26 protein-coding genes, 1 pseudogene and 1 riboswitch are annotated in these 26,314 nt (G+C 74.1%); of the genes and pseudogenes, 19 read left to right on the top strand and 8 right to left on the bottom strand.

Translation table 11 applies throughout. The annotated features are described in order from the left end of the window. Window positions 1-37: 37 nt before the first annotated feature. The 3 genes from ACWGSR_RS13220 to ACWGSR_RS13210 form a co-directional block, all read right to left on the bottom strand. Entirely contained in the window at window positions 38-1,138 is a 1,101-nt protein-coding gene (locus ACWGSR_RS13220; protein WP_453566117.1) for a prenyltransferase, read from the bottom strand. Then, the gene (locus ACWGSR_RS13215; RefSeq protein WP_453566114.1) at window positions 1,135-1,869 is read right to left on the bottom strand and encodes a class I SAM-dependent methyltransferase; all 735 of its coding nucleotides are present in this window, start codon (window positions 1,867-1,869) and stop codon (window positions 1,135-1,137) included. Before ACWGSR_RS13215 ends, ACWGSR_RS13220 begins: the two co-directional genes overlap by 4 nt. Before the next feature lie 73 nt (window positions 1,870-1,942). Beyond that, window positions 1,943-3,310, bottom strand: a complete 1,368-nt coding sequence (locus ACWGSR_RS13210) for a glycosyltransferase family 4 protein (protein ID WP_453566111.1) — start codon at window positions 3,308-3,310, stop codon at window positions 1,943-1,945. Window positions 3,311-3,517: 207 nt separating this feature from the next. Here ACWGSR_RS13210 and ACWGSR_RS13205 point away from each other — a divergent pair, with 207 nt between their 5' ends. Continuing rightward, window positions 3,518-4,132, top strand: coding sequence for a TetR family transcriptional regulator (locus ACWGSR_RS13205; protein WP_376241670.1), 615 nt, complete (start codon window positions 3,518-3,520; stop codon window positions 4,130-4,132). A gap of 57 nt (window positions 4,133-4,189) precedes the next feature. Here ACWGSR_RS13205 and ACWGSR_RS13200 read toward each other — a convergent pair whose 3' ends face one another. After that, the gene (locus ACWGSR_RS13200) at window positions 4,190-4,744 is read right to left on the bottom strand and encodes a hypothetical protein (protein ID WP_453566109.1); all 555 of its coding nucleotides are present in this window, start codon (window positions 4,742-4,744) and stop codon (window positions 4,190-4,192) included. Between the two features lie 196 nt (window positions 4,745-4,940). After that, window positions 4,941-5,019: riboswitch (cobalamin riboswitch) on the top strand. A gap of 92 nt (window positions 5,020-5,111) precedes the next feature. Between ACWGSR_RS13200 and ACWGSR_RS13195 the strand changes: the two genes are divergently transcribed. The 8 genes from ACWGSR_RS13195 (at window position 5,112) to ACWGSR_RS13160 (ending at window position 13,337) form a co-directional block, all read left to right on the top strand. After that, a complete protein-coding gene (locus tag ACWGSR_RS13195; RefSeq protein WP_453566107.1) occupies window positions 5,112-6,371 on the top strand; it encodes a prenyltransferase/squalene oxidase repeat-containing protein in 1,260 nt (419 codons plus the stop codon). Then, window positions 6,368-7,057 (top strand): SCO2322 family protein, encoded by a 690-nt coding sequence (locus tag ACWGSR_RS13190; protein WP_453566105.1) that lies wholly within the window; start codon window positions 6,368-6,370, stop codon window positions 7,055-7,057. The genes ACWGSR_RS13195 and ACWGSR_RS13190 overlap by 4 nt, the downstream gene beginning before the upstream one ends. Continuing rightward, on the top strand, window positions 7,054-8,190 hold the full coding sequence (locus tag ACWGSR_RS13185; RefSeq protein ID WP_453566103.1) for an energy-coupling factor transporter transmembrane component T: 1,137 nt from the start codon (window positions 7,054-7,056) through the stop codon (window positions 8,188-8,190). The genes ACWGSR_RS13190 and ACWGSR_RS13185 overlap by 4 nt, the downstream gene beginning before the upstream one ends. Further along, window positions 8,187-9,887, top strand: a complete 1,701-nt coding sequence (locus ACWGSR_RS13180; protein ID WP_453566101.1) for an ABC transporter ATP-binding protein — start codon at window positions 8,187-8,189, stop codon at window positions 9,885-9,887. The genes ACWGSR_RS13185 and ACWGSR_RS13180 overlap by 4 nt, the downstream gene beginning before the upstream one ends. Next, entirely contained in the window at window positions 9,884-10,747 is an 864-nt protein-coding gene (locus ACWGSR_RS13175; protein ID WP_376242172.1) for an ECF transporter S component, read from the top strand. The genes ACWGSR_RS13180 and ACWGSR_RS13175 overlap by 4 nt, the downstream gene beginning before the upstream one ends. Window positions 10,748-11,032: 285 nt before the next feature. Further along, window positions 11,033-11,434, top strand: a complete 402-nt coding sequence (locus tag ACWGSR_RS13170) for an aggregation-promoting factor C-terminal-like domain-containing protein (protein ID WP_366375643.1) — start codon at window positions 11,033-11,035, stop codon at window positions 11,432-11,434. Window positions 11,435-11,559: 125 nt separating this feature from the next. Continuing rightward, the gene (locus tag ACWGSR_RS13165) at window positions 11,560-12,672 is read left to right on the top strand and encodes a DUF2330 domain-containing protein (RefSeq protein ID WP_453566098.1); all 1,113 of its coding nucleotides are present in this window, start codon (window positions 11,560-11,562) and stop codon (window positions 12,670-12,672) included. After that, window positions 12,669-13,337 carry an O-methyltransferase gene (locus ACWGSR_RS13160; protein ID WP_376242176.1) on the top strand — a complete coding sequence of 223 codons (669 nt, stop codon included), beginning with the start codon at window positions 12,669-12,671 and terminating at the stop codon, window positions 13,335-13,337. Before ACWGSR_RS13165 ends, ACWGSR_RS13160 begins: the two co-directional genes overlap by 4 nt. 32 nt (window positions 13,338-13,369) lie before the next feature. Here the strand turns inward: ACWGSR_RS13160 and ACWGSR_RS13155 are convergent, their stop codons facing one another. Together ACWGSR_RS13155 and ACWGSR_RS13150 are read right to left on the bottom strand one after the other, a co-directional pair. Continuing rightward, window positions 13,370-13,957 (bottom strand): TetR/AcrR family transcriptional regulator, encoded by a 588-nt coding sequence (locus ACWGSR_RS13155; RefSeq protein ID WP_453566094.1) that lies wholly within the window; start codon window positions 13,955-13,957, stop codon window positions 13,370-13,372. A 134-nt stretch (window positions 13,958-14,091) separates the two neighbouring features. Next, on the bottom strand, window positions 14,092-15,183 hold the full coding sequence (locus ACWGSR_RS13150) for a serpin family protein (RefSeq protein WP_453566091.1): 1,092 nt from the start codon (window positions 15,181-15,183) through the stop codon (window positions 14,092-14,094). 249 nt (window positions 15,184-15,432) lie between these two features. Here ACWGSR_RS13150 and ACWGSR_RS13145 point away from each other — a divergent pair. From ACWGSR_RS13145 to ACWGSR_RS13125, 5 genes and pseudogenes are all read left to right on the top strand, one after another. Beyond that, a pseudogene (locus tag ACWGSR_RS13145) lies at window positions 15,433-15,555 on the top strand (hypothetical protein); the annotation flags it as partial. A gap of 482 nt (window positions 15,556-16,037) precedes the next feature. After that, a complete protein-coding gene (locus ACWGSR_RS13140) occupies window positions 16,038-16,187 on the top strand; it encodes a hypothetical protein (RefSeq protein ID WP_366375652.1) in 150 nt (49 codons plus the stop codon). Window positions 16,188-16,299: 112 nt separating this feature from the next. Further along, window positions 16,300-16,629, top strand: coding sequence for an antibiotic biosynthesis monooxygenase family protein (locus tag ACWGSR_RS13135; RefSeq protein ID WP_381389200.1), 330 nt, complete (start codon window positions 16,300-16,302; stop codon window positions 16,627-16,629). Window positions 16,630-16,674: 45 nt separating this feature from the next. Further along, a complete protein-coding gene (locus tag ACWGSR_RS13130) occupies window positions 16,675-17,178 on the top strand; it encodes a GNAT family N-acetyltransferase (RefSeq protein ID WP_383314319.1) in 504 nt (167 codons plus the stop codon). Window positions 17,179-17,270: 92 nt separating this feature from the next. Continuing rightward, the gene (locus ACWGSR_RS13125; RefSeq protein ID WP_453566087.1) at window positions 17,271-18,557 is read left to right on the top strand and encodes a hypothetical protein; all 1,287 of its coding nucleotides are present in this window, start codon (window positions 17,271-17,273) and stop codon (window positions 18,555-18,557) included. Window positions 18,558-18,580: 23 nt separating this feature from the next. Here the strand turns inward: ACWGSR_RS13125 and ACWGSR_RS13120 are convergent, their stop codons facing one another. Next, a complete protein-coding gene (locus tag ACWGSR_RS13120) occupies window positions 18,581-20,638 on the bottom strand; it encodes an MDR family MFS transporter (protein ID WP_376242187.1) in 2,058 nt (685 codons plus the stop codon). Between the two features lie 148 nt (window positions 20,639-20,786). Between ACWGSR_RS13120 and ACWGSR_RS13115 the strand changes: the two genes are divergently transcribed. The 5 genes from ACWGSR_RS13115 to ACWGSR_RS13095 all read left to right on the top strand — a co-directional run bounded on the left by ACWGSR_RS13115 (window position 20,787) and on the right by ACWGSR_RS13095 (window position 26,052). Next, a complete protein-coding gene (locus tag ACWGSR_RS13115) occupies window positions 20,787-21,968 on the top strand; it encodes a peptidoglycan-binding domain-containing protein (protein WP_453566084.1) in 1,182 nt (393 codons plus the stop codon). A gap of 270 nt (window positions 21,969-22,238) precedes the next feature. Beyond that, entirely contained in the window at window positions 22,239-22,907 is a 669-nt protein-coding gene (locus ACWGSR_RS13110; protein ID WP_453566082.1) for an HAD-IA family hydrolase, read from the top strand. 573 nt (window positions 22,908-23,480) lie between these two features. Beyond that, window positions 23,481-24,131: an HNH endonuclease family protein gene (locus ACWGSR_RS13105; protein WP_376242193.1), complete on the top strand. Its 651-nt coding sequence runs from the start codon at window positions 23,481-23,483 to the stop codon at window positions 24,129-24,131. A 322-nt stretch (window positions 24,132-24,453) separates the two neighbouring features. Further along, complete coding sequence (locus ACWGSR_RS13100) at window positions 24,454-24,921, top strand: DoxX family protein (protein ID WP_453566197.1); 468 nt, start codon at window positions 24,454-24,456, stop codon at window positions 24,919-24,921. 495 nt (window positions 24,922-25,416) lie between these two features. Then, window positions 25,417-26,052 carry a DedA family protein gene (locus ACWGSR_RS13095; RefSeq protein WP_376242195.1) on the top strand — a complete coding sequence of 212 codons (636 nt, stop codon included), beginning with the start codon at window positions 25,417-25,419 and terminating at the stop codon, window positions 26,050-26,052. Here the strand turns inward: ACWGSR_RS13095 and ACWGSR_RS13090 are convergent. Beyond that, a complete protein-coding gene (locus ACWGSR_RS13090) occupies window positions 26,012-26,278 on the bottom strand; it encodes a DUF2277 domain-containing protein (RefSeq protein ID WP_366375668.1) in 267 nt (88 codons plus the stop codon). The genes ACWGSR_RS13095 and ACWGSR_RS13090 overlap by 41 nt on opposite strands. Between the last annotated feature and the right edge of the window lie 36 nt (window positions 26,279-26,314).

The raw sequence follows: 26,314 nt of genomic DNA, 5'->3' as shown, positions 1-26,314 counted from the left end.
TTCGGGTCCTTCGGGTCCTTCGGGTCCTTCGGGTCCTTCAGGTGGTGAGGTCCCCGCAGCAGTCCGGTTCGAGGCCGGACGGGAGGCGCTCGCCGCCGAAGACGGCGACCGTGGCCTCCTCGCCGCCGAGCGCGGCCACCGCGAGCAGCAGGGACCCGGCGGTCCAGCTCGTCTGCTCCTCCGGCCACATCGCCTTGTCGGCGTCCGTGTCGCCCTCGAAGACGTATCCCGTCCAGTACATGCCGTTCGCGGCCCGCAGGTGCTGGACGTCCTGGAGGATCGTGAGGGCCCGGTCGGACTCCCCCACCGCCCAGAGGGCGAGGGCGAGTTCGCAGCTCTCGCCGCCGGTGACCCACGGGTTGGGGACCACGCAGCGGACGCCGAGGCCGGGCACGACGAACGCGTCCCAGGACGCGTCGATCCGGGTCCTCGCCTCCTCGCCGGTGACCGCGCCGCCGAGGACCGGGTAGTACCAGTCCATCGAGTAGCGGGACTTGTCGAGGAAGCGCTCGGGGTGGCGGCGGATCGCGTGGCCGAGGGCCCCGGCCGCCAGCTCCCAGTCCGGCTGCGGCTCCTCGCGGGCCTCGGCGATGGCGAGGGCGCAGCGCAGGGCCTGGTGGATCGAGGAGCTGCCGGTGAGGAGGGCGTCGGTGACGGGCTCGCCTGACGGCTCGCGCTTCCAGCCGATCTGGCCGCCGGGCCGCTGGAGTTCGAGGACGAACTCGACGGCGGCGTAGACGACGGGCCACATCCGGTCGAGGAAGGCGTCGTCGCCGGTGGACAGGTAGTGGTGCCAGACGCCGACCGCTATGTACGCGACGAAGTTGGACTCCCGGCTCCGGTCGGTGACCCGCTCCGGGTCGCCATCGTGGTAGGCCGCGTACCAGGAGCCGTCGCCGTTCTGGTGCCGGGCGAGCCACTCGTAGGCGCGGGCGGCGGCGGCGTGCTCGCCGGCCGCGTCCAGGGCCATCGCGGCCTCGGTGTGGTCCCAGGGGTCGAGGTGGTGGCCGCGGAACCAGGGGATCGCGCCGTCCTCGCGCTGGACGGCGAGTATCCCGGCGACGGTCTCGGCGGCCTGCTCGGCGGTGAGCACCCCGGGCAGGACGAGGTGCTCGGCGATCCGCTCGGGGCTCGTCACTCGGCATCGGCCTTCGGGAGGTGCGGCTTGGTCGCGTAGGCCACGAAGCTCTTGCCGACGACCGGGTTGAGGAGCTGCTCGGCGACCCGGGTCAGGGCGGGCTTCTTCATGATGTCCCAGACCAGGAGCTTGTGGTACGCCCGGACCGGCAGCGCCTTGTCGTTGTCGACGCCGAAGGCGCACTTGAGCCACCAGTACGGCGAGTGCAGCGCGTGCGCGTGGTGGGTGCCGTACGGCCTGAGGCCGGCCTGCCGGATCTTGCCGAGGAGCTCGTCGGCCTTGTAGATGCGGATGTGGCCGCCCTCGACCTCGTGGTACTCGTCGGAGAGCGTCCAGCAGACCTTCTCGGGGCCGTAGCGGGGGACGGTGACCGCGATCCGGCCGCCCGGCCTGAGGACGCGGACCATCTCGGCGAGGACGCCCTTGTCGTCCGGGATGTGCTCCATGACCTCGGAGATGATGACGACGTCGAAGGACTCGTCGGGGAAGGGCAGGTTGAGGGCGTCGCCCTCCATCGCGGTCGCGGTGGCGCCGGCCGGGGCCTCCCCGGCCTCCTTCATGGCCGCGAACCACTTGGCGACCTCGCGGATCTCCTCGGCGTTCTGGTCGAGGGCCACGACCCGGGCGCCGCGCCGGTAGCACTCGAAGGCGTGCCGGCCCGCACCGCAGCCCAGGTCGAGCACGCGGTCGCCGGGGGCGAGCGGGAAGCGGGTGAAGTCGACGGTCAGCACGAGGGCCTGCCTTCGCGGTCGGGACGGGGGCGGTGCGGGTGGGGGTGGTGCGGTGCGCGCGGGCGCGCGGTGGTCACCGGCGGGTGCCTGGGGAGGCGGCGCCCCGGCGGGCGATCGCCTCGCGGTACAGCTCGGCCGTGCCCTGGGCGGCGCGGGCCCAGGTGAAGCGGTCGAGGACCCGTTCCCGTCCGGCGGCGCCGAGCCGGACGCGCAGGTCCGGGTCGCCGAGGACCCGGCCGAGGGCGGCGGCGAGCGCGCCGGCGTCGCCGGGCGGCACCGCGAGGCAGGTCTCGCCGTCGGGGCCCGCGACCTCGGGGATCGCGCCGCCGGTGGTGGCGACGAGCGGGGTGCCGGTGGCCATGGCCTCGGCGGCGGGCAGCGAGAACCCCTCGTACAGCGAGGGCACGCAGGAGACCTGGGCGGAGCGGACGAGGTCGACGAGCTCGGCGTCGCTGATGCCCTTGACGAACTCGACGGCGCCTTCGAGGCCGTACCGCTCGATGGCCCGGGCGACGGGGCCGTCCTCGGCGCGCTTGCCGACGACGACGAGGTGCGCGTCGGGGTTCTCGGTGCGGAGCTTGGCGAGCGCCTCGATCAGGTGGATCAGGCCCTTGAGGGGGACGTCGGCGCTGGAGGTGGTGACGATCCGGCCGGGGACCTCGGCGACCGAGGGGTCCGGGGACCAGAGGTCGGTGTCGGCGCCGATGTGGACGACCCGGATGCGGTCCTCGCGCACGCCGAGGTGCTCGACGATCTCCTGGCGGGAGGTGCCGGAGACGGTGAGCACGGAGGGCAGGCGGCGGGCGACCCGCTTCTGCATGCTGGTGAAGGCGTACCAGCGGCGGACCGAGAGGCGGCGCTTCCAGCCGTCGGCGGCGTCGAGTTCGAGGCCGCGGTCGACGGTGATGGGGTGGTGGATCGTGGTGACGAGGGGCGCGCCGAGCGCGCGCGGGCCGCCGAGGAGTCCGTACCCGAGGGTCTGGTTGTCGTGGACGACGTCGAAGTCGCCGCGGCGGGCGGCGAGCATGCGGCGGGCCCGCAGGGAGAAGGTGAGCGGCTCGGGGAAGCCGCCGGTCCACATGGTGGCGACTTCGAGGGCGTCGATCCAGTCGCGGTACTCGTCGCGCTTCGGGGTCCGGAAGGGGTCCGGGGAGCGGTAGAGGTCGAGGCTGGCGATCTCGGTGAGGGGCACGCCCTCGTCGAGCGTCGGGTACGGCTGGGAGCCGATGACCTCGACGGTGTGGCCGAGGCGGGCGAGCTCGCGGGAGAGGTGCCGGACGTAGACGCCCTGGCCCCCGCAGAAGGGGTTCCCCTTGTACGTGAGGAGAGCGATCCGCAACGTGGGGGTCCCCCCTGTTCGAGCACGGTCGAGAACTCGGGGGCCGTCACCGGGGTCGGTGACGGCCTGTCGGGGGCCTGCCTCTACGGCCTCGGCGGTCATGCGCGGCCCCCTTCGAGCGTGCGTTTCGCCGGAGCGTAACCGCTGGCGTTAATCTAGAACAAGTTACAGACTCGGCCGTCGTCAGGTCGTCCGGGAAGGACAGAATCTACCGGCAGGTAGCACCGCGGTGAGATCCGGAGCGGGTGATTCGCGCCACGGCGGCGCCGCCGCCATACTGTCGCTCCCCACCGCACGGAACGGGACCCCATGACCGCAGACAACAGGGCGGACCACGGCGCCGCCGCGCCCCTCACGGAGCGCCAGGAGGCGCGGCGGCGGCGCATCCTGGACGCCAGCACGCGGCTCGCGTCGCGGGGCGGGTTCGACGCCGTGCAGATGCGGGAGGTCGCCGAGGAGGCGGGCGTGGCCCTGGGCACGCTGTACCGCTACTTCCCGTCGAAGATCCACCTGCTCGTCGCGGTGATGCAGGACCAGCTCCGGCACCTGCACACGACGCTGCGCAAGCGGCCCCCGGCGGGCGCGGACCCGGCGGAGCGGGTCGCGGAGACCCTGATGCGGGCCTTCCGGGCGCTCCAGCGGGAGCCGCAGCTCGCCGACGCGATGGTGCGGGCGCTGATCTTCGCGGACCGCGGGGCGAGCGCCGAGGTGGACGAGGTCTCCCGGCTGACGACCGCGATCGTCCTGGACGCGATGGGGACGGCACACCCGACGCCGGCCCAGCGCTCGGCGGTCCGGGTGATCGAGCACACCTGGCACTCGGCGCTGATCACGTGGCTGTCGGGACGGTCCTCGATCGCCCAGGTGAAGATCGACATCGAGACGGTGTGCGGGTTGATCGGGGCGGGGGCGGCGACGGGCTGAGGCCCTTCCGGCCGGGGCGGCTTCCGGTGGAAGGCGCCGGGCCGGCGACCGTTGCGACTACTGCCCCTCTGTCCCGCCGGCGGACAGGGCGGACTGCACGGGGAGCGGGATGCGGTCACGGATCTCGTCGGTACAGGCCTTGTCGGCGGCCGACACATTGATCAGTCCCGTCTCGAAGCCCTGGAACTCCGCCGTCAGGGTCCAGCCACGCTTCGTGAAGACCTTCTGGGCGATCTGGACCGTCCCGTTCTCGTCCTTGCGCTCGGGCGCCTCCCCGGACGACTGCCAACCACGCTCGCGCAGCTCGCCGACCACCGCCTCGTACCGGCTGAGGTCGACCTTCTCGCCCTCCGTCCCGTAGCCGCGGTAACCGGCCCCGCAACGGGGCGCGGTCATCTTCGCCCAGTCCGGATCGCCGGCCGGAGCGCCCGCGTCCGCGACCGCCGCGTCGATGTCCGCCTGGGCCGAGGCCTTCGTGACCGGACCGAGGTCCTCGGCCCGGACCGTCACCGAGGGGGCGGCGGACGTCCCGCCGTCACCCGTGTCGCAGCCCGCGGCGCCGAGCACCACGGCCATGACCACGGCCGCCCGGACCGCCGTCCCCCTGCGCATGTTCTTCCCCACCCTTGTTCCCCGTCCCCGTCGATCGCCGCCGGACGGTGATCGTCCGGCGGTGCCGCAGGAGTCTGGCACAGGGCCGGACGTGACGGCCCGTCCTTTTCCGCGGCCGGTGCGAGGCCGCTCACACCCTCCGTGAGCAGCGCGTACGGGCCGGTACAGTAAGCGGGTCGTCATCATGCCCGTACGGGGGGAAACCGGTGGAAATCCGGTACTGACCCGCAGCCGTGTACCCGCCTTCTCCACGAGGGCGGCAAGTCGGAATGCCCCGGACGGGACGTGACCGCCGGCACCGTCGAGGAACACGGAGCCGGAGCCGGTGCCCCGAGGCGTGCCGTGCCCGGCCGCAGGAGAGGGCCCCATGAACACCGTCCGCCGCGCCGCCGCCGCGCTCACCGCCGCCGTCGCCGTACTCGGCACCGGAGCAGCCGGGCAGGCCGCCGCCGCCCCCTCCCCGACCCCCTCCGCCGGAAAGCTCCCGGCCGGTCTGTACGGCACGAAGGACCCGACCTACGACGGCGTCTGGCGCCAGTCGCTCTCCTTCCTCGCCCAGCGCGCCACCGGCTACCAGCCCGCCGACCAGGCGGTGGAGTGGCTCCTCGGCCAGCAGTGCGACGACGGCGCCTTCCCCGCCTACCGCGCGGACGCCGCGAAGCCCTGCGACGCGAAGACGATGCGGGACACCAACGCCACCGCCGCCGCCGTCCAGGCGCTCGCCGCCGTACGCCGCCAGAGCGCCGCCCCCGAGAAGGCCGACCAGGCCGTCAAGGCCGGCACCGACTGGCTGAAGTCCGTGCAGAACAAGGACGGCGGCTGGGGCTACAGCGCCGGCGGAGCCAGCGACGCCAACTCCACCTCCGTCGTCGTCGGCGCCCTCGCCGCGACCGGTGTGCGCCCCGTCGACTTCACCTCCGCCGAGGGCCGCTCCCCCTACGACGCGCTCCTCTCCTTCGCGCTGCCCTGCACGGACAAGGAGGGCCCCGGCGCCTTCGCGTACCAGCCCGACAAGACCGGGAAGCTGTTCGCCAACGCCGACGCCACCGCCGCCGGCACCCTCGCCGGGCTCGGCAAGAGCATGGTCGCCACCAAGGCCTCCCCCGAGCAGGCCCCCACCTGCACCGACCTGTCGAAGCCGACCTCCGAGCGGGCCGCCCTGAACGGCGCCTCCTACCTGGCGAAGGCCCTCGCCAAGACCCACCACCTGGTCCAGCCGCCGATGCCGGGCGCCACCGACACCACCGAGCAGCCCGACTTCGGCAACACCGCCGACGCCGTCGTCGCGCTCTCCGCCGCCGGCGCCTCCAAGGAGGCCATGCCCGCCCTGGAATGGCTGGAGAAGAACTCCGCGGCCTGGGCGAAGGAGAGCGGCCCGGCCGCCTACGCCCAGCTGGTCCTGGCCGCCCGCGCGACGGAGACCGACCCGCGCAAGTTCGGCTCGGTCGACCTGGTCGAGCAGCTCAACGCCGCCGGTCCGGCCCCCAAGAGCCCCGACACCTCCACCTCCGCCTCCTCCTCCACCGCCGACGAGGAGGACTCCGGCTTCGACCTCTGGTGGATCATCGGCATCGGCACGGTCGTCGGCGTCGGCATCGGCTTCCTCCTGAGCGGCCGCAAGAAGTGACCGCCACCGCCGTCAGGACCACCACCCGGGTCGCGGGCGCCGCGGCCGGGGCACTGCTCACCCTCGCCGGGGTCGCGGCCGCCCCGGCGCACGCCGCCGGCTACCGCTACTGGGCGTACTGGGAGAGCGACGGCGGCAAGCCCTGGGCGTACGCCACGCAGGGCCCGGCGACCGCCCGGCCCGCCGACGGCGACGCGGTCGGCTTCCGCTTCGCGGTCAGCAAGGAGGCCGACGACACCGCCAAACCCACCGCCGCCCCGGACTTCGCCCGGATCTGCGGGGACGTGGCGGCGAAGGACGGCACGAAGCGGGTCGCGGTCGTCGTCGACTTCGGCGGTCCGGCCGACGCCCCGCCCGGCGAGGCCCCGCCCGCGCGGCGGATCACGACCGGCTGCGCGCAGGTCCGCCCCGACGCGACCGGCGCGGAGGCGCTCGCCGCCGTGGCGAAGCCGCTGCGGTACGGCAGCGGGGCCATGCTGTGCGGGATCGCGGGCTATCCGGCGCGGGGCTGCGGCGAGGAGGTCGCCGAGGAGCCCACGGCCGGAGGCTCCCCCACCCCCGCCCCCACCGCCGCGCGGGAGCAGAAGGGCGACGGCGGCGGTCCGTCCGTCGGCGTGCTCGTCGGCGGGGCGGCCGTCCTCGCGCTCGGCGGGGCGGCGATCTGGAAGGCCCGCCGCCGCGGATGAGCACCGCCCCCGCCCACGGCAGGCTGCGCCGCGCGCTCGACGCCCTCTCGGCCCCCGTCGCGACCCGGGCCAACGCCCTGCACGCGGGGGCGTGGTGGCTGTGGGCGCTCGGCCTGGCCGTCGCCGCCTCCCGCACCACCAACCCGCTGCTGCTCGGCCTGATCGTCGGCGTCGCGGGCTACGTCGTCGCGGCCCGCCGCACGGACGCGCCCTGGGCCCGCTCGTACGGCGCGTTCGTGAAGCTGGGCCTGTTCGTCGTGGCCCTCCGGGTCCTCTTCTCCCTCCTCCTGGGCTCCCCGATCCCGGGCACGCACCTCCTCTTCACCCTGCCCGAGGTGCCGCTGCCCGACTGGGCTCAGGGGGTGCGGATCGGCGGCCGGGTGACGGCCGAGCAACTGCTGTTCGCGGTGTACGACGGCGCCAAGCTGGCGACCCTGCTGATCTGCGTGGGCGCCGCGAACGCGCTCGCCAACCCGGCGCGGCTGCTCAAGTCGCTGCCGGGAGCCCTATACGAGGCGGGGGTCGCCGTCGTCGTGGCGATGACCTTCGCGCCGAACATGGTCGCCGACGTGGTCCGGCTGCGGACCGCCCGCCGGCTGCGGGGCCGCACCACGGGCGGGGTCCGGGCGGTCCTCCAGATCGGCCTGCCGGTCCTGGAGGGAGCCCTCGAACGCTCGGTCGCGGTGGCGGCGTCGATGGACGCGCGGGGCTACGGGCGCACGGCCCACGTCCCGGCGTCCGTGCGCCGCACCACCAACGTCCTGACCCTCGGCGGGCTCCTCGGCATCTGCGCCGGCTCGTACGGGCTGCTCGCGGCGGAGGGCGCGGGGTACGGCCTCCCGCTGCTCGGCGCCGGGCTCCTCGCCGCCGTGGCCGGGCTCCGGCTCGGCGGACGCCGGACCGTGCGGACCCGGTACCGGCCCGACCGCTGGGGCGCCCGGTCCTGGCTGGTGGCGGGGTCCGGGGTGGCGGTCGCGGTCCTGATGATCCGCGCGAACGCGTACGCCCCGGAGGCCCTGCACCCGGGGGTCGTCCCCCTGAAGGCCCCGGAGCTGCCGCTGCTGCCCGCGCTGTCGGTCCTGGTGGGCCTGGTGCCGGCGTTCGTGGCCCCCGTACCCGAGGAGAACCCGTGATCCGCTTCGAGAACGTCTCGGTGAGGTACGAGGAGGACGCCGAGCCCACGCTCCGGAACCTCGACCTCACCGTCCCGGAGGGCGAACTGGTCCTCCTGGTGGGCCCCTCGGGCGTCGGCAAGTCGACCCTCCTGAACGCGGTCTCGGGCCTGGTCCCCCACTTCACGGGCGGCACGCTGACCGGCCGGGTGACCGTCGACGGCCGGGACACCCGCACGCATCCGCCGCGCGAGCTGGCGGACGTGGTGGGCACGGTGGGCCAGGACCCGTCGGCCCACTTCGTCACCGACACGGTCGAGGACGAGCTCGCGTACGGGATGGAGTCCCTGGGGCTCGCGCCCGGCGTCATGCGGCGCCGGGTCGAGGAGACCCTCGACCTCCTCGGCCTCGCCGAACTCCGCGACCGCCCGATCGCGACGCTCTCCGGCGGGCAGCGCCAGCGGGTCGCGATCGGCTCCGTCCTCACCCCGCACCCCAAGGTCCTCGTCCTCGACGAGCCGACCTCCGCGCTCGACCCGTCGGCGGCGGAGGACGTCCTCGCGGTCCTCCAGCGCCTGGTCCACGACCTCGGCACGACGGTCCTCCTCGCGGAGCACCGCCTCGAACGCGTCGTCCAGTACGCGGACCAGGTCCTCCTCCTCCCGGAGGCGGTCATGGGCCCGCCGTCCGCCGTCATGTCCGTCTCCCCCATCCACCCCCCGGTGGTCACCCTGGGCCGCCTGGCGGGCTGGACCCCCCTCCCCCTGACGGTCCGGGACGCGAGGCGGAGGGCGGGGGGCCTGAAGGAGCGCCTGGAGCCCCTGATCGGGGCGGGGATCCCTGCGGGGCGCCTCCCCCACCCCTCTCCCCACGCCCTCGGGCGTGGGGAGAGGGGTGGGGGCTTCTCCCTCTTCTCACGACGACGGCAGCCGCAGGACAAGGAGCAATCCCCCACCACCCCCCTCCTCCTCACCGACTCCCTCCACATCCGCCGCGCCCGCGTAGAGGCCCTCCGCAAGATCGACCTCCGCGTGGACCCCGGCGAGACCGTCGCCCTCATGGGGCGGAACGGCGCCGGAAAGTCGACCCTGCTCTCCGCGCTCGTCGGCATGATCGCCCCCACCTCCGGCACCGTCCGGATCGCGGGCCGGGCCCCGCACGCCACGGACCCGCGCGAGCTGATCCGGCGGGTCGGCCTGGTGCCGCAGGAGCCGAGGGACCTGCTGTACGCGGACACCGTCGCCGCCGAGTGCGCGGCGGCCGACGCGGACGCGGGCGCGGAGGACGGGACCTGCCGGGCCCTGGTGTCCGAGCTGCTGCCGGGCGTCGCGGACGACACGCACCCCCGGGACCTGTCCGAGGGCCAGCGGCTCGCCCTCGCCCTGGCCGTCGTCCTGACCGGCCGCCCGCCGCTGCTCCTCCTGGACGAGCCGACCCGGGGCCTGGACTACGCGGCCAAGGCCCGCCTGGTCGAGCACCTGCGGGGCCTCGCGGAGGACGGGCACGCGATCGTGCTCGCCACGCACGACGTGGAGCTGGCGGCCGAGCTGGCCCACCGGGTGGTGATCCTCGCGGACGGCGAGGTGGTCGCGGACGGCCCGACGGCCGAGGTCGTGGTCTCCTCGCCCGCGTTCTCGCCGCAGGTGGCCAAGGTCCTGGCCCCGCAGCCGTGGCTCACGGTCGAGCAGGTGGAGCGGGCGCTGGAGGGGGCACGGTGAGCGCCCGCCCCCTCCGCCTGGGCCCGCGCTCGATCGCCGCCCTCCTCCTCGTCTCCCTGATCGGGATCGCCGCCTTCTGCTGGCCCCTGTTCGCGGACGCCGGCTCGGCCGTCACGTCGCACGCCGGTGACGCTCCGTGGCTGTTCGCGGCGCTGCTGCCGCTGCTCGTCGCGGTGGTGGTGGCGACGATCGCGGACTCGGGCATGGACGCGAAGGCGGTCGCGATGCTGGGGGTGCTCGCCGCCGTGGGCGCGGCGCTGCGCCCGCTGGGGGCGGGGACGGCCGGCCTGGAGCCGATGTTCTTCCTGATGGTGCTGAGCGGCCGGGTCCTGGGCCCGGGCTTCGGCTTCGTCCTCGGCGCGGTGACGATGTTCGCGTCCGCGCTGCTCACGGGCGGTGTGGGCCCCTGGATGCCGTTCCAGATGCTGTCGATGGGCTGGTTCACGATGGGCGCCGGGCTGTTGCCGGGGCAGCGGACGCTCCGGGGCCGGGCCGAGCTCCTGATGCTCTCCGCGTACGGCTTCGCTGCGGCGTTCGCGTACGGCACGGTCATGAACCTCCAGGGCTGGGTCCTGCTCCAGGGCCTGAGCAGCGGGATCTCCTTCCAGCCGGGCGCGCCGCTCCACGAGAACCTGGTCCGCTTCCTCGCGTACGTCACCGCCACCTCCCTCGGCTGGGACCTCGGCCGGGCCGTGCTCACCGTCGTCCTCACGCTCACGGTCGGCGGCACCCTCCTGAGGGCGCTGCGGCGGGCGACGAGGCGGGCGAACTTCGAGGCCCAGGTCACATTCGAGGGCCCGGAAGGGGCCCCCGCGAGTGAGGCGGCCCACAGGACCCAGGTCACGTACGAGCCGGAATAGTAGACGTACGGAACCGCCCAAAGACCCACTCTCACCCCCATACCCTGCGTAAACGCACTCCACCCGGCCCCGGGACGTTCCTCCCGGGTCCGAACCTTCCTCGTACAAGGGGTCGTTGCGTCGGCGTTCCGGCCCTGCTTCTCTGGTGGACGTCGCCAGGCAGCAGGTGCTCACCGCAGCGCCTCGGGCCGGCCGGTCCCCCAAGTTCCCGGGTCTCCCGGGCTCTGGTTCCGGCTTGCCGAAAACGCCCGGCGCGGCCTCTGTCCCCGAAGTTAGGTAGAAACCTTGATCCGCTCGCTCACCACTCGTGTCGCCGCCCGCAAGAAGACCTTCGCCGCCTCCGCAGCCGTGCTGCTGGGTGCGTCGGGTGCGGTGCTCGGCACGACGGGCTCGGCCTCGGCCGCCAGCCCGCAGGATGTCGCGCGACAGATCGTTCCCGCCTCGCAGTACGCGTCCTTCAGCAAGATCGTGGCCCACGAGTCCGGCTGGAACCACAAGGCCACCAACTCCTCCAGTGGCGCCTACGGCCTGGTCCAGGCCCTGCCGGCCTCGAAGATGTCCTCGGCCGGTTCCGACTGGAAGACGAACCCCGCCACCCAGATCAAGTGGGGTCTCGACTACATGAACGAGCGCTACGGCTCCCCGAACGCCGCCTGGGCGTTCTGGCAGGCCAACGGCTGGTACTAAGAGTCCCGCCACCGCACAGCGCGCACACGCAAGGCCCCGCCCTCCTCACGGAGGGGCGGGGCCTGCGGCGTTCCCGGGCCCCGCCACCGAGGAACCGGATCTTCCCCTCGTACGTCCAAGCCGCCGTGCGGGGGACACACGGCATCCTGATCAGAAGAATCCTGACGGCCTTCGTCGCGCTGCTCGCGCTCCAGGCCGGTTCGCTCGTCGCGCCGGCGTACGCCTGCGGCTGCGGCGCCATGGTCCCGGACGCGTCGCGCCGGATCGGCGTCGACCGCGAGGAGTCGGCCGTCCGCTGGGACGGGCGCACCGAGACGATCGTGATGCGCTTCCGCGTGCACGGGGACGCCGAGCGGGCGGCCTGGATCATGCCGGTGCCGGGCCGGGCCGACGTCTCCCTCGGCGATCCGGAGCTGTTCGACGAGATCGCCCGGCTGACCTCGCCCGAGCGGCGCGACCGCTTCCACTTCTGGCCGCGCGAGGACGACTGGCCGTTCGACTCCGATCGCGGCGACGGGGCCGGGGCCGCGCCCGGCGCGGGCAGCGGCGTCGGCGTCGTCGGCCGCGAGCGGCTCGGCCCCTTCGACGTGGCCCGGCTGACCGCCACCGATCCGGACGCGCTCGGCGACTGGCTGCGCACGAACGGCTTCGACCTGCCCGACCGGCTCACCGGCGCGCTCCGCCCGTACGTCGAGCGGAAGTGGGAGTACGTCGCGGTCCGCCTCGCGCCCGAGGAGAAGGGCTCCGTCCTCCGGGGCGAGCTGACCCCGCTGCGCATCGCCTTCGCCTCGCCCGAGCTCGTCTACCCGATGCGGCTCTCGCGGCTCGCGAAGACGCCCCAGACCCTCGGCCTGTCCGTCCTCTCCGACCACCGGATGGAGCCCCGCTCCGCCATCGGCGGCGACCGGCCCGAGGTGACCTTCGCCGGGCGGATCGAGCGGCCCGGGGGCGCCGTGGCCGCGCTCGCGGGCGACCGGCCGGTCCATCTGACCGTCCTGGAGCAGGAGTTCCCGAACCCGGAGCGGATCGACGACGACCACCACCTGCGGCGGGTCGCCGACACCCCGTACCGCGAAGTGGTCCACACCGACCGGCTGCTGACCGTCGCCGGCGGCGTCCCCGTCTGGCTCCTGACGGTGGGCGGCGGCCCGCTGCTCGTGGCGGTCGCGGTGATCGCGGCCGTCCGGGCGTCGCAGCGCCACCGGAGCCCGGGGGCGGGTGTACGTTCGACCGCATGACCAATCCTCAATGGACGGACGTCGACCACTACTTCACCGAACTGCTCGCCCCGGACGACGAGGCGCTGTCCGCCGCGCTCACCGCCTCGACGGCGGCCGGCCTGCCGGAGATCGCCGTCGCCCCCAACCAGGGCAAGCTGCTCCACCTCCTGGCCCGGGTGCAGGGCGCCCGGAGCATCCTGGAGATCGGCACCCTCGGCGGCTACAGCACGATCTGGCTGGCCCGCGCGCTGCCCGCCGACGGACGCCTGATCACCCTGGAGTACGACCCGGCCCACGCCGACGTCGCCCGCTCCAACGTCGCCCGCGCCGGGCTCGACGAGGTCGTCGAGGTCCGCACGGGCGCGGCCCTGGACAGCCTGCCGAAGCTGGAGGCGGAGGGCGCGGGCCCGTTCGACCTGGTCTTCATCGACGCGGACAAGGTCAACAACCCGCGCTACGTGGAGTGGGCCCTGAAGCTCTCCCGGCCGGGCACGGTGATCGTCGTCGACAACGTGGTGCGGGGCGGCAAGGTGGCCGCCGAGCACCCGGACGACCCGTCCGTCACCGGCACCCGCGAGATGTTCGACCTGGTCGCCCGGGAACCGCGCCTGGACGCGACCGCGTTCCAGACGGTCGGCACGAAGGGCTACGACGGGCTGCTGGTCGCCCGTGTGACGGACTAGGGCGTATCCGGCGGATCAGGGTCGGGCAGGCCCTAGGGCGTCTCCTCGGCCGCCACGACGCGCTCGACCGCGGCCGTCACCAGGCGTTCGCGCTCCGCCTCCGTGAAGACGTCCGGCAGGGTGAGCTGTTCGACGATCAGCCAGTTCAGCGCCAGCATGAGCAGCTTGACGGCCATGGCGTCGCCGGGGAGGCCGGACTCCTCGTGATAGGCGATGTTGGCGTCCACGTCGGCCCGGACCCGCTCGGTGAGGACCATGCGCAGTCCGGGCCGGCGGGTGGCTTCGAGGCGGAGTTCGAGGAGCGCCAGGTAGCCGGTGCGGAAGGAGGAGACGCGGCCGACGAGCTCGCGCATCAGCTCGACGTAGGTCTCCCGGTCGCGGGCGGCCGTCCGGTGGCGCGCGACGGTGGCCTCGTCGGGCCGGAGCCGCTCGTAGACCCGGGCCCCGGCCTGGGTGAACAGGTCGTCGCGGCTGGTGAAGTAGTTGGACGCGGTGCCGACGGGGACGCCGGCCTCGGTGTCCACTGCCCGGAAGGTCATGCCCCGCGCGCCCTCCCGGGCCAGCACCTCGATCGCCGCGTCGACGAGGGCCGCGCGCCGCTGGTCGTTCCGTCTCACCATTGAACCGCTCCAGGCGTAGCACCACGTTCAAACCACTCCAGGCAGAGTACTACGGGCGGGGAAACGCCCACGGAAGCCCAAGCCGAAAACCGAAGCCCCGCCGACCACCGGCCCACCGGCCCACCGAAAAAGCCCTAACCGCCCACGGACGGCGCACTCCGCCGCCACCCCGCGAAGAGCGGCACCTCGCCCTCCGCGTCGAGGACGACGACGCCGAAGGGCCGGTCGAAGGCGATCCGCCGCACCGCCTCGCGGCGGGGCGGGGCAGCGCTCCGGGCCATCCTGACCTGGGTGACGGCCGCCGCCTCGACGCCCTCCTCGGCGACCTCGACCATCGCCTCCTGCACCACCTTGTCGACGAAGAGGTCCTCCGCCGAGAGGCCGGAGAAGTCGGCTCCGGGGCGCAGGGCCCGGTCGACGCCGAGCGCCGCCAGGTGCCCGTTCGCCTCGGTCCTCGTACGGAGGGTGAAGCGCGGCAGGAGGAGGTCGGCCGCGTCGGCGGCGAGCGGCTCCCCCGCCCCGGGCCCGGCCCAGGCTGCGGGCAGCACCTCGCCCGGTCCGGCCCCCTCGGGCCCGAGCGCGAACCGCACCAGGGCGGCGCCCTCCCCGGCGCAGGGCAGCTCGACGACGGTGACCCCGTCCACGGACCGGACCGAGGCGGACGGGATCCGCCGCCGCATGGTCGGTACGGGCCGGGTGCGGCCGTCCCCGTCGGTGAAGGGCTCGTCGCGGGTGAGGTGCCGGGGGAAGGCGGACGCCCAGGAGGCCTTCAGGGCGAGGGCGTTGAGCAGCACGAGCTCCTCGGATCCGTCGAGCGCGAGCGGCAGCCCGTCGATCCGCCCGCCGGTGGCCTCCCGGACCCACGCGTCGAGCGCGCCCTGCGCGTCCCCGCCCAGCTCCCCGAACCGCACGTCGGGCAGGCCCCGCCGGAACTCCTCGCGGACCGCCGCCCGCGCCCACACCCCCGTGCCCACCGCGAGCCCGTCCGTCCCGGCGAGCCGCCGCCCGGCCCCGGTCACGGCCACGGCCGCCTCCTCCCCGCCGACCCCGAGCAGCCCGCGCAGCTCCCCGGCGGTCCGCCCCCGCGCCCCGGCCGCGACGGCCCCGAGCGCCAGCCACAGCCCGGCCGGCGAGACGACGAAGTCCCGGTCCCCGAACCGGGACAGCCAGCGCGCGGCCAGGCTCCGTACCGTGTCCGCCCGGAGGACGGGGGGAGTGCGGGTCATGTCCTGCCTCCTACGAGCATCGTGAAGATCGTGAACGGGTCGAGCCACTCACCCGGAGACGCGCACCGCGAGTACCGCCACGGTCGGCCGATCCGGAAGCCACCGATGGCTCATACCCCCACCGCGCACACCGCACATGGCCGGGCGTGACGAGTGTCGCTCCCGCCCGCCGCACTCGGGCCGCGGAAACGCCGTGGGACGCTTCCGACGCTGCCCGGTGCCGAGCGGGGGCGGGGTCTGCGGCGTGCGGCGAACATGCGGGGGCACACCCTCAGGATGGAGGGAAACGGCTTGGCCTCCCGCCACTCCGTCGTCGAGGTGGCCACAGACGACATGCCGTTCCTCGTGGACTCCAGCGCTACTGACTGCACACCGAGCATGGCGGGATGCGCGGCAGCGGCGACCTCTCTTCCACCACACGTCAGACGCTCCATTACCGCGCCGAATCGAAACCGCCAAGAGTCCACTCCGTCGTGGCGCTGTCCATAACGTCGAACTTCCACCCCCTGTTTTGTACACATACAGCCCGTGACGGGTCGGGGGTGGGGAGGGATAGCCTGGATCCGCGACGAGCGCGATACGCCGTGGGGGCAGCGAAGCCCCTTACCTGCGCTCGGAGCACTTCCGGGCCCGCGTCGTCACTGATCCGCACGTCGAACTCGCCTTCCGGTAAGGCGAAATGACCGATAGCGGCCGGGACACCTCCTTTCCAGGCATAACGTCGGCCTCGACCGGTGCCCCCGCGTCGTGACGTCGTTCCGTCCCTTCCTTCACCTACGTCACGCAATGGCGCGCGACAGGAGCCACAGGACATGCAGCCCAAGCCGAGCACATCCCGACGTGAGGACTCCGACATGAACCACAGCGCGGGCACCGCACCACCACCGGCTCTGGAACTGCGCTGCGGCGGGCTGCACTTGACCGTTCAACGCGTCCCCGGATGGCTCGTCGCCCTGATCACCACGGCCGCCGGGGCAGCGGGGACGTGGTGGGCACAGAGCTGAGCCACGCCCGCGGGTCGTCCTCACGCCGCCTTGACCGGCGCATGTACGAGACTGCACGTACGCGATCAAGGCTCGGCGCAGCGCCCGGCCCGTGCTTTCCGAGAGGTGTCATGTGCCCAGCGTGGTAAAGATCAACGTCCTGACCGTGCCGGCCGAGCAGCGCGAGGTGCTGGAACAGCGCTTCGCCTCGCGGGCCGGGGCCGTGGAGGGGTCCGACGGCTTCGAGTGGTTCGAGCTGCTGCGGCCCCTGGAGGGCACCGACCAGTACCTGGTGTACACCCGCTGGCGCAGCGAGGAGGACTTCCAGAACTGGATGAACGGTTCCATGCGGGCCGCCCACCAGGGTGGCGGCGAGGGCGGGGGCGAGCGGCCGAAGCCCGCCGCGTCCGGGTCGACCCTGTGGTCGTTCGAGGTCGTCCAGCAGGCGGCCCCGAAGGGCTGAGCCCCGGAGAAAACCGGCTGCGTCCCGGGCCGTGCGCGTCCCAGAATGACGCGCATGACCTGGACCTTCTCCCCCGAGCGCGTCGACACCCCGGACGCCACCGCCCTGCGCCGCGACTACTACGACGAGGTCGCGAGCCGCTACTGGAAGCGGCCCGCGACGGCGGCCGAGATCGACGAGGGGCTGACGGACGACGGGGCCGGGCTGCTCGCCCCGCCGACCGGGGACTTCCGGGTCGCCCGGTTCGGGGGCGAGCCGGCCGGGTGCGGCGGGGTGCTCCTGCTCGACGACGGCGGCGACGGCGACGGGGTGCGCGCCGAACTGACCCGGGTCTACCTGCGCCCCGCGTTCCGCGGCCGGGGCGGCGCCGGGCTCCTGATGGACGCCCTGGAGGACGCGGCCCGCACCCTCGGCGCCCGCCGGATGGTCCTCAACACGCGCCTGGACCTGATCGAGGCGCGGAGCCTGTACGTGCGGCACGGGTACGCGGAGATACCGGCGTACTGCACCGGCCCGTACATGGACGTCTGGTACGGCAAGAAGCTCTGAACCGCCCCGGGTGTTCACGCGTGGTGGTCGCGGGGCGGCGTGAAGGACGAAGGTCCCGCCGCCGTGACGGGAGAGGGGGGAGAGGGGGAGGCATGGACGGAAATCCACTCGTCGCGGCGGTGCTGAACGGGGACGAGTACGACGTCAGGAAGCTGCTGGAGGACGGCGCGGATCCCGAATCCGTCGACGAGCGGGGGGTGTCCGTGCTCTGTCTGGCCGTCGCGGCGTTCGAGTCGCCGGTCGCCCGGGAGCTGAAGTCCGGCGGCGCGGACGCGCTCCGTCGGCTGGACGACGGGAGCACCCCGCTGCTGCGGGCCGTCGCCAGCGGCTCCGTCGGTCTCGTCTTCGACCTGCTCGGCGACGTGGCCCTGCTCGACGGGGCCGCCCGCGCGGAGCTGCTGACCCGCGCCCGGGAGTGGCACGAGCGGGGCCCGGTCGCCGTGCTGCGCGAGCGGACCGGCTCCCCGGACCCGGTGGAGACCGTCCGGGTCCGGGACGCGGAGTGGTTCACCGAGTGCCACGAGATCCGGCTCGGCGGGACGGCCGTCCGCGACGGCCACACAGGAGTCCTCACCTTCCTGGAGAAGCGCTTCGGGCTGCGCCCGGGCTTCGACGAACTGGCCGCACGTGCGTGCGCGCTCGAACACCCCGACGGCGAGTACGCCTCCTGGTGGGAGATCACCTCCGCCCTCGCCGAGCGGCAGGACGACGAGACGTGGGAGGCCGCGGCGGCGCTGCGCGCCCACCCCGACCCCCTGTACCGCCGCTTCGGCGCGGACGTCATGGGCTTCCTCGACACCTGGGACCAGGAGTCCGAGGACCCGAGTCCGTTCGCGCGGCGCAATCTGGAGTTCTTCCTCGGCCGGGCGGCGGAGGAGGAGCACCCGGAGGTCTTGGCGGAGGTCCTGGCCGGTCTGGGCGCCCACGAGGACCCGAGGATCGAGCCCCTGGGGCTCTCCTACCTCGCGCACCCCGATCCGCGAGTGCGCATCGTGGTGCCCCGGACCCTGGAGCGCCGGGCACTGGACGACCGGGGGCGGTGGGCCCACGCCACTCCCGAAGGGCTGGACGCCGTGCTCGCCCTGGCCCGGGACCCCGACGCCACCGTCCGCGAACTCGTCGCGCACGACCTCGCGACGAGCGACGACTCCGCGCCCGCCGTCGGGGACGCGCTGGCCGGGCTCCTCGACGACGAGCGGCAGACGACCCGTATATGGGCGGTCTTCGGGCTGGCCGTACGGGACGATCCGCGCTGTGTCGACGGCGCCGCCCGGGTGGGTCCCGTCGCCGAGCACGCCGCCTGGTCGTGGATCCTCGACGCACCCGACCGGTACGAGGAGCGCCGGAGGGAACGGGAGGCGGCGGACGGGGCGGAGTGACGGGCGGCCGCCGCGTCGCGCGCTCACGCGTGGTGGTCGCGGGGCGGTTCCGAGGTGCGGGGGCGTTCCGCGTCCGAGCCGCTCAGTTCGGCCGTCAGCTCCTCCACGAGTTTCACCAGGTCGGTGGGCCGTTCGGGTCCCCACCAGTCGCCGAGGAGTTCGGCGAGCGAGTCCTCCCGCGCCCTGGCGAGCAGCGTGGTCACCCGTACGCCCTCCTCGGTGAGGATCATCTGGACGCCCTCCCGGGTGACCAGGTGCCGTTCCTCCAGCTGCCGGGAGGCCTCGGTGATCGCCCGCAGCGGTACGGGGGTGGTCTCGGCGAGCCGGGCGGGCTCGACGGTGCCGTGCCGGCGGATGCGCAGCAGCAGCCAGCTCGCGGCGGGCAGCAGGTCGAGCCCGGCGCGCTCGGTGATCTTCACGTAGACCGCCTTGCGTCCCTCGCGGGAGCCGAGGACGGACAGCGCGCGGGCGCACTCGTCGTACGAGGAGCGCTCGACCGGGTTGGAGGCGAGGGTCTGCGTGGTGTCGGGCGCGGTGACCGAGGTGCGGAGCCGGTCCTCCTTGAGGAACCAGGCGACGACGAAGGCGACGAGGACGACCGGCGACGCGTACAGGAAGACGTCCGTGATGGACGTGGAGTACGCGTGGAGCACGGAGGGGCGCAGTTCGGGCGGGAGCTGGGCGACGGCGCGCGGGTCGGCGGCGACCTCCCCGGGCCCGATGCCGGGCGGGAGGCCGGGACCGGCGGCGGCGAAGACGTCCTCCAGCTTGGAGGTGAGCCGGTTGGTGAAGATCGTGCCGAAGACGGCGACGCCGAAGGACGCGCCGATGGAGCGGAAGAAGGTGGCCCCGGAGGTGGCGACGCCGAGGTCCTCGTAGGCGACGGCGTTCTGCACGACGAGGACGAGGACCTGCATGACGAGGCCGAGCCCGGCGCCGAAGACGAAGAAGTAGGCGCTCATCTCCCAGGTGGAGCTGGTCTCCGTGAGCCGGTGCAGGAGGAGCAGGCCGATGGCGGTGAGGGCGGTGCCGACGACGGGGAAGACCTTCCAGCGGCCGGTGCGGCTGACGACCTGGCCGGAGGCGGTGGAGGTGAGCAGCAGGCCGAGGACCATGGGCAGCATGTGGACGCCGGACATGGTCGGGGTGACGCCCTGCACCACCTGGAGGAAGGTCGGCAGGTAGGTCATCGCGCCGAACATCGCGAAGCCGACGACGAAGCTGATGACCGAGACGAGGGTGAAGGTCCGGATCCGGAACAGCTTGAGCGGCAGCACGGGCTCGGCCGCCCGCCGCTCCACCCGCACGAACCAGACGAGGAGTACGGCTCCGAGCACGGCGAGGCCGATGATCTGCGGCGACCCCCAGTCCCAGGTGGTGCCGCCGAGGGAGGCGACGAGGACCAGGCAGGTGGCGACCGAGGCGATGAGGAAGGTGCCGAGGTAGTCGATGGTGTGCTTCGTGGAGCGGACCGGGATGTGCAGCACGGCGGCGATCACGAAGAGGGCGACGATCCCGATCGGCAGGTTGATGTAGAAGACCCAGCGCCAGGAGAGGTGCTCGGTGAAGAGGCCGCCGAGGAGGGGGCCGAGGACGCTGGTGGCACCGAAGACGGCGCCGAAGAGGCCCTGGTACTTGCCGCGCTCCCGGGGCGGGACGAGGTCGCCGACGATCGCCATGGACAGCACCATGAGCCCGCCGCCGCCGAGGCCCTGGAGGGCGCGGAAGCCGATGAGCTGCGGCATGTTCTGGGCGATGCCGCAGAGGGCGGAGCCGATGAGGAAGATGACGATGGCCGCCTGGAAGAGCTTCTTGCGCCCGTACTGGTCGCCGAGCTTGCCCCAGAGGGGGGTGGCGGCGGTGGACGCCAGCATGTAGGCGGTGACCACCCAGGAGAGGTGCTCCATGCCGCCGAGCTCGCTGACGATGGTCGGCAGGGCGGTGGAGACGATGGTCTGGTCGAGCGCGGCGAGCAGCATGCCGAGCAGCAGCGCGCCGATCGCGACGAGGACGGTGCTGTGGCGCTGCCCGCCCCCGGGCGCGGGGGCGCCGGGCGGGGACGGGCGTAGGTCCTGGGCCATGGGCGCCTCCTCGGCGTCTTCGTCTTCTCGGCGTCTCCATCCTGATCCGAATGTCCGGTTATGGCCTGCGGAAGGGCACGTCTGTTCCCCCACCGGAAGGGGGTGGGCTGCATAATCGCTCGCAGTTGTATCGGGGAGGGGACCCATCATGACCGGACACGTCTGTCCTGAATGCGGTGTACACAGACCTGGCTGCGCCTGCGCCCGGGCGGAACTGGCGGCGGCCGAGGACTTCGACCCGCTCCGGATCCGGCCGTACGTGACGCTGGACGCGCCGGAGGGCTCGGGTGCGGGGACGGACGCGTACGGCGCGGGAAGGGGCGTCCACGGCGTGGACGCGGGCGCGCGCGGAACGGAAGCGGGCCCGTACGGGGCGGAAGCGGGCCCGTACGGGGCGGAGGCAGGGGCCTACGGCGGGGCGGCGGGGGCGTACGGCGCGGGGCCGGGCGCGTACGGAAGTGAAGCGGGCCCGCACGGGGCGGGGACGGGGGCGTACGGCGCGGGGGGCGCCGACGCGGACCCGCCGACCGCCCGGCTGGCGGCGATCCGCCCGGACGCTCCGGAGGGCCACCCGTACGGGACGGGCCCGTACGGGACGGACGCCGGGGCCGACCCCTCCGAGACGATGCCGCTGCTGCTGCGCGGGCCCGGCGAGGTGCCGCCCCCGCCCGGCGAGAGCCGGCCGCGGGGCCGCAGGCGCGGCGCGGCGATCGCGGTGGTGGCCGCCGTCGCCGTGGCGGGCACCGCGGCCCTGGCGGTGGCCCTCGCCGGTGCGGGCGAGACGGAGGACCGGGCGGCCGTGCCCGAGGTGACGACGAGCGCGGACCTGAACCTGGCCGTGCCGGAGGAGCCGTCCCCCTCCTCGGGGAGCCCGGAGCCGACGTCGTCGTCCCCGACGCCGCGCCGGACGTCCGCGTCGCCCTCCCCCTCCGCGACGACCACGCCCTCCGCTTCGGCCTCCGACGCCTCCGCGAGCCCCGGCGCGTCGACCGGTCCGGCCGTCCCTCCCTCGGTGACGGCCTCGGCGACGCCGACGACCGCGCCGACGACGGCGACCGCGCGGCCCTCCCGGACCCCGGAGAGGACGGAGGAGCCCGAGCCGGAGGTCACCACCCTCCGCTACGGCGACCAGGGGCCCGAGGTGGAGGACCTCCAGTGGCGGCTGCGGGCCGCCTGGGTCTACTTCGGCCCCGTCGACGGCCGCTACGGCAACAAGGTCCGGGAGGCCGTGCGGGAGTTCCAGCGCTGGCGGTCGATCCAGGGGGACCCGCTGGGCGTGTACGGGCCGAGCACGCGCGCGGTCCTGGAGCAGGAGCAGCCGGGGAACTGAGCGGGAGGGGCGGGGCCGGGCGGTACGGGGCGCCGGGCGGTACGGGGCCGGGGCCGTGCGGTACGTGTCCGGGGCCGTGCGGGTCCGGACCCGCACGGGCGGCGGCAACAGCGGCGGCGGCGGCGGTCCCAGGATGCGGACGGGGGGCGGGCCGGTTGGCCAAGACCGCCCCCTGTTTTGTATCGTTGAAGAACAAAGTGGCCCCGCCCGCACTCCCTGACCGGTGGGCGGGTCCGCCTTGTTCTCCGCACCACCCCTTCTGGAGATCCGATGCCTGCCACCACCCCGGCAACGCTCACCGCCCGCGCCCTCCTCCTCGACATGGACGGCACCCTCGTCAACTCGGACGCCGTCGTCGAGCGCTGCTGGCGCCGCTGGGCCGAGCGGCAGGGCCTGGACGGGGACGCCGTGCTCCAGGTGGTCCACGGCCGCCAGGGGTACGCGACGATGGCCGTGCTCCTCCCGGACCGCCCGATGGAGCAGAACCACGCCGACAACCGGGTCATGCTCGCCGAGGAGACCGCCGACCTCGACGGGGTCGTGCCCGTCCCCGGCGCCCCCGCCTTCATGGCCGCGATCACGGACCTGCCGCACGCCCTGGTGACCTCGGCGGACGAGGCCCTCGCCCAGGCGCGCATGGGGGCGGCCGCGCTGCGCGTGCCGGAGACCCGGGTCACGGCCGAGGACGTCGGGGCCAGCAAGCCGGACCCGGAGGGCTTCCTGAAGGGCGCGGCAGCGCTGGGCTTCGCGCCGGAGGACTGCGTGGTCTTCGAGGACTCCGAGGCCGGCATCCAGGCGGGCCGCGCGGCCGGCATGCGCGTCGTGGGCGTGGGCCCGCGCGCGGCGGCCTTCGCGCCGGACACGTACGTGCCCGACCTCACCCACCTGCGGGTCGAGGCGGCGGCGGACGGCACGATCACGCTGACGACCGTGGCGTAACCCCGCCTCCCCACCTCCACCCCCGCTCGCGCGCGGCCGGACGCTCCGGCCCCGGCCGCCCGCGCGTGCGGGAGAACGGGGGAAGACCCCCCCCCCCCGCACCCCCCCCCGCGGCGCCGGCAACCCCCCCACCCACCCTCCGGGTGGCGCCGCCAGGGGGCCTACCCCGCGGGGCGCCACACGTTATGGACCCCCGCCGCGGCGGCGGCGGGCGCCCCCCCCCCCGGCCCGCGCGCGAGCGCTTCGCGCTTCACGGGGCCTTCCCGCCGCCGACCGGAACCCCCGCCCGTCGGCGCAGCACCCCCGTCGGCGCAGCACCCCCGCCGGCGCAGCGCCCCCCGCGCGCAGCGACCCCGCACCACCGGGCCCTCCGCCCCCCCCAACCCGCGACCGCCGAGCGGAATCTGACGCTCCACCAGAACGCGCACACCCCTTGATGTGACGTGCCCATGTCGTCACGCTGTTACCTGGCGCACCCCGTACGGAAACCCGGCGCCGCCACGATGACCGGGCACGCCCGGCGCCCCACGGGGACGGCACCCGCCAAGGTCCCCCCACATCAAGGGAGTTCACATGCCCGTCCGCAACGTCTACGCGCGTCGACTCGCCGTTCTCGCCACCTCCGCCACCCTCACCGTCACCGGCCTCCTCGCCACCGCGCCCGCCGCCCAGGCCGCCATGCCCACCCCGGTCAGCGCCGCGACCGCGCGCACCTACCTGGCCGCCCTCACGGTGAAGGCGGAAGGTTCCACCTCGGGTTACAGCCGAGACCTCTTCCCGCACTGGATCACCCAGTCCGGCGCCTGCAACACGCGCGAGACCGTGCTCAAGCGGGACGGCAAGAACGTCGTCACGGACTCCGGCTGTGCCGCCACCAGCGGCAGCTGGTACTCCGAGTACGACGGCGCCACCTGGACCGCCGCCTCCGACGTCGACATCGACCACATGGTCCCGCTCGCCGAGGCCTGGCGCTCCGGCGCCAGTTCGTGGAGCACCGCCCAGCGCCAGTCCTTCGCCAACGACCTGACCCGGCCGCAGCTCATAGCCGTCACGGACAACGTCAACCAGGCCAAGGGCGACCTCGACCCGGCGAAGTGGATGCCCTCGCGGACGGCCTACCGCTGCACGTACGTCAGGGCCTGGGTGCACGTGAAGTACCACTGGAACCTCAGCGTCGACTCCGCCGAGAAGAGCGCCCTCCAGTCCGCCCTCAACGGCTGCTGACACCACACCGCTTGAAGAAACGTCACGGCGGGATTGCCGGGAAGTGAACACGACCGCACACTTCCCGGCGGTCCGATGTTGAACTTGCAAGTACTAGTGAGGCAACCCTAACCTACGGACTCATCGGTTCCGTCCCCCCACCTCGTCCGCCGACGGACGAGGCCAGACCGAAGGAGTCCCACCCATGAGCAACACCGGCGATACCGGCGCCCCGGCCACGTCCGGCGAGGCGGCCGGCGCGAAGGCCGACAGCGACGCCGCGACCGGCACCGGTACCGGCGCCCCCACCGGCACCACGGGCGCGGCCGGCCTCACGGCCCGCCTGGACCGGGCCCAGCCGTACGCGCTCGGCGTCTTCCGCATCGTCGTCGGCCTGTTCTTCGCCTGCCACGGCGCCGCCTCGCTCCTCGGCGTGCTCGGCGGGGCCAAGGGCGGTGGCACGGTCGAACCGGGCACCTGGCCCAGCTGGTACGCGGCGGCGATCCAGCTCGTCGCGGGCGCCCTGGTCCTGCTCGGCCTCGGCACGCGCAGCGCCGCCTTCCTGGCCTCGGGCTCGATGGCGTACGCGTACTTCAAGGTCCACCAGCCCGAGGCCCTCTTCCCGCTGCAGAACGGCGGCGAGCTCTCGGCCCTGTTCTGCTGGGTCTTCCTGCTGCTCGTCTTCACCGGTCCGGGCGCGCTGTCCGTGGACCGGCTCTTCGGAAGCGGGTCCCGCAACGGCGCGGACACGCCGACGCGCGAGGAGAGGACCGAGGAGCGCGAGGAGCAGGGCACGCCGGTCACGGCCTGATCCCGGCTCCGGGCCACGGCCAGAGCCCGGCCACGGCCCGAACCCCGGTCTCGGATCCCGGCCCCACCCAGGCCACGGACCCGACTCCGACCCGCGAACACCCGAGAACACCCACGGACGCCCGCGGAGACCGGCGGATCCACCGGTCCGCCGCTCCACGGGCCCGGAAGGCGCACAGGACCAGGAGACTCCACACGTCCCGGCGCCATACAGGACGGGGCCGGTATCCACAGCACGGATTCCGGCCTTTTCCCGTACGTGACGCGTGTTTGGTACGGACCTTAGAACGGACGATTCCCTTCAGTTTCCCGCACGTCCGGACACCGGCGCCGAACACCGCCCCGGCATCTCCCTTGTACCGCCCCGCCGACACCACCCCGGCCGCGCGCCGGACAACGGCGCTGGACAACGGCGCTGGACATCCGCTCGAGCCACCGGCACCCGCCCGGCACCCAACCGGCGGCGGACCCCCGGTCCCGCGTAGGCTCTGCCCCTGTGAATCTGCTCGACAGCCTGGGCTCGCTGCGGTCGCTCACCGCCGGTCCATGGATCTACCCGGTGGTGGCGACGTCGATCCTGCTCGACGTCTTCCTGCCCGTACTGCCGAGCGGCTTCCTGGTCATCACCGCGGCCACGGCGGCGACCGCGGCCACGGCCACCGCCTCCTCCCCCGACGTGCCGTCGCTGATCCCCCTCCTCCTCTGCGCGGCCACGGCCTCGGTGCTCGGCGACTTCCTCGCGTACCGGCTGGCGCGCCGGGGCGGGGCCAGGCTGGACCGGGCGATAGCGCGCTCGCGCCGCCTCTCCCTGGCGCAGGAACGTCTCGGCACCGCGCTCGCCCGGGGCGGCGGGCTGCTCGTGGTGCTCGCGCGCTTCGCGCCGGCGGGCCGCTCCGTGGTCTCGCTGGGCGCGGGCGCGGCGAAGCGGCGGAGCAAGGAGTTCCTGCCGTGGTCGGCGCTCGCGGGCGTGGTCTGGGCGTCGTACAGCGTGGGGCTCGGCTGGCTGGGCGGTCAGTGGCTGGGCGCGACCTGGTTCAGCGCGGGGGTGTCGACCCTCGCGCTCTTCCTCGCGGGCGGCCTCGCCGCGTACCTCATACGGCGTCCGGCCGAGGCTCCGGCGCACGCTTCCTGACCGCGGGGTGCGGGTGCGCCCCGCGCACCTCCAGGCCGTCGAGGAGTCTCGCGGTGGCCCCGGCGATCTCGTCCACGGCCCGCTCGAAGACCTCGCGGTTGTGGGCGGCGGGGGCGCGGAAGCCGGAGATCTTGCGGACGTACTGGAGGGCGGCGGCGCGGATGTCGTCCTCGGTCGCCTCCTCGGGCAGCACGGGCGGGCGGAGCGTCTTGATGCTGCGGCACATGCCTCCAGTGTGGCGCGCCCCACTGACAACGGCGCC

The sequence above is a fragment of the Streptomyces sp. NPDC055632 genome (genome assembly GCF_053618675.1).
Note: the sequence above shows the minus strand (reverse complement) of the source record. Positions and strands in the feature narration are given on the sequence as shown.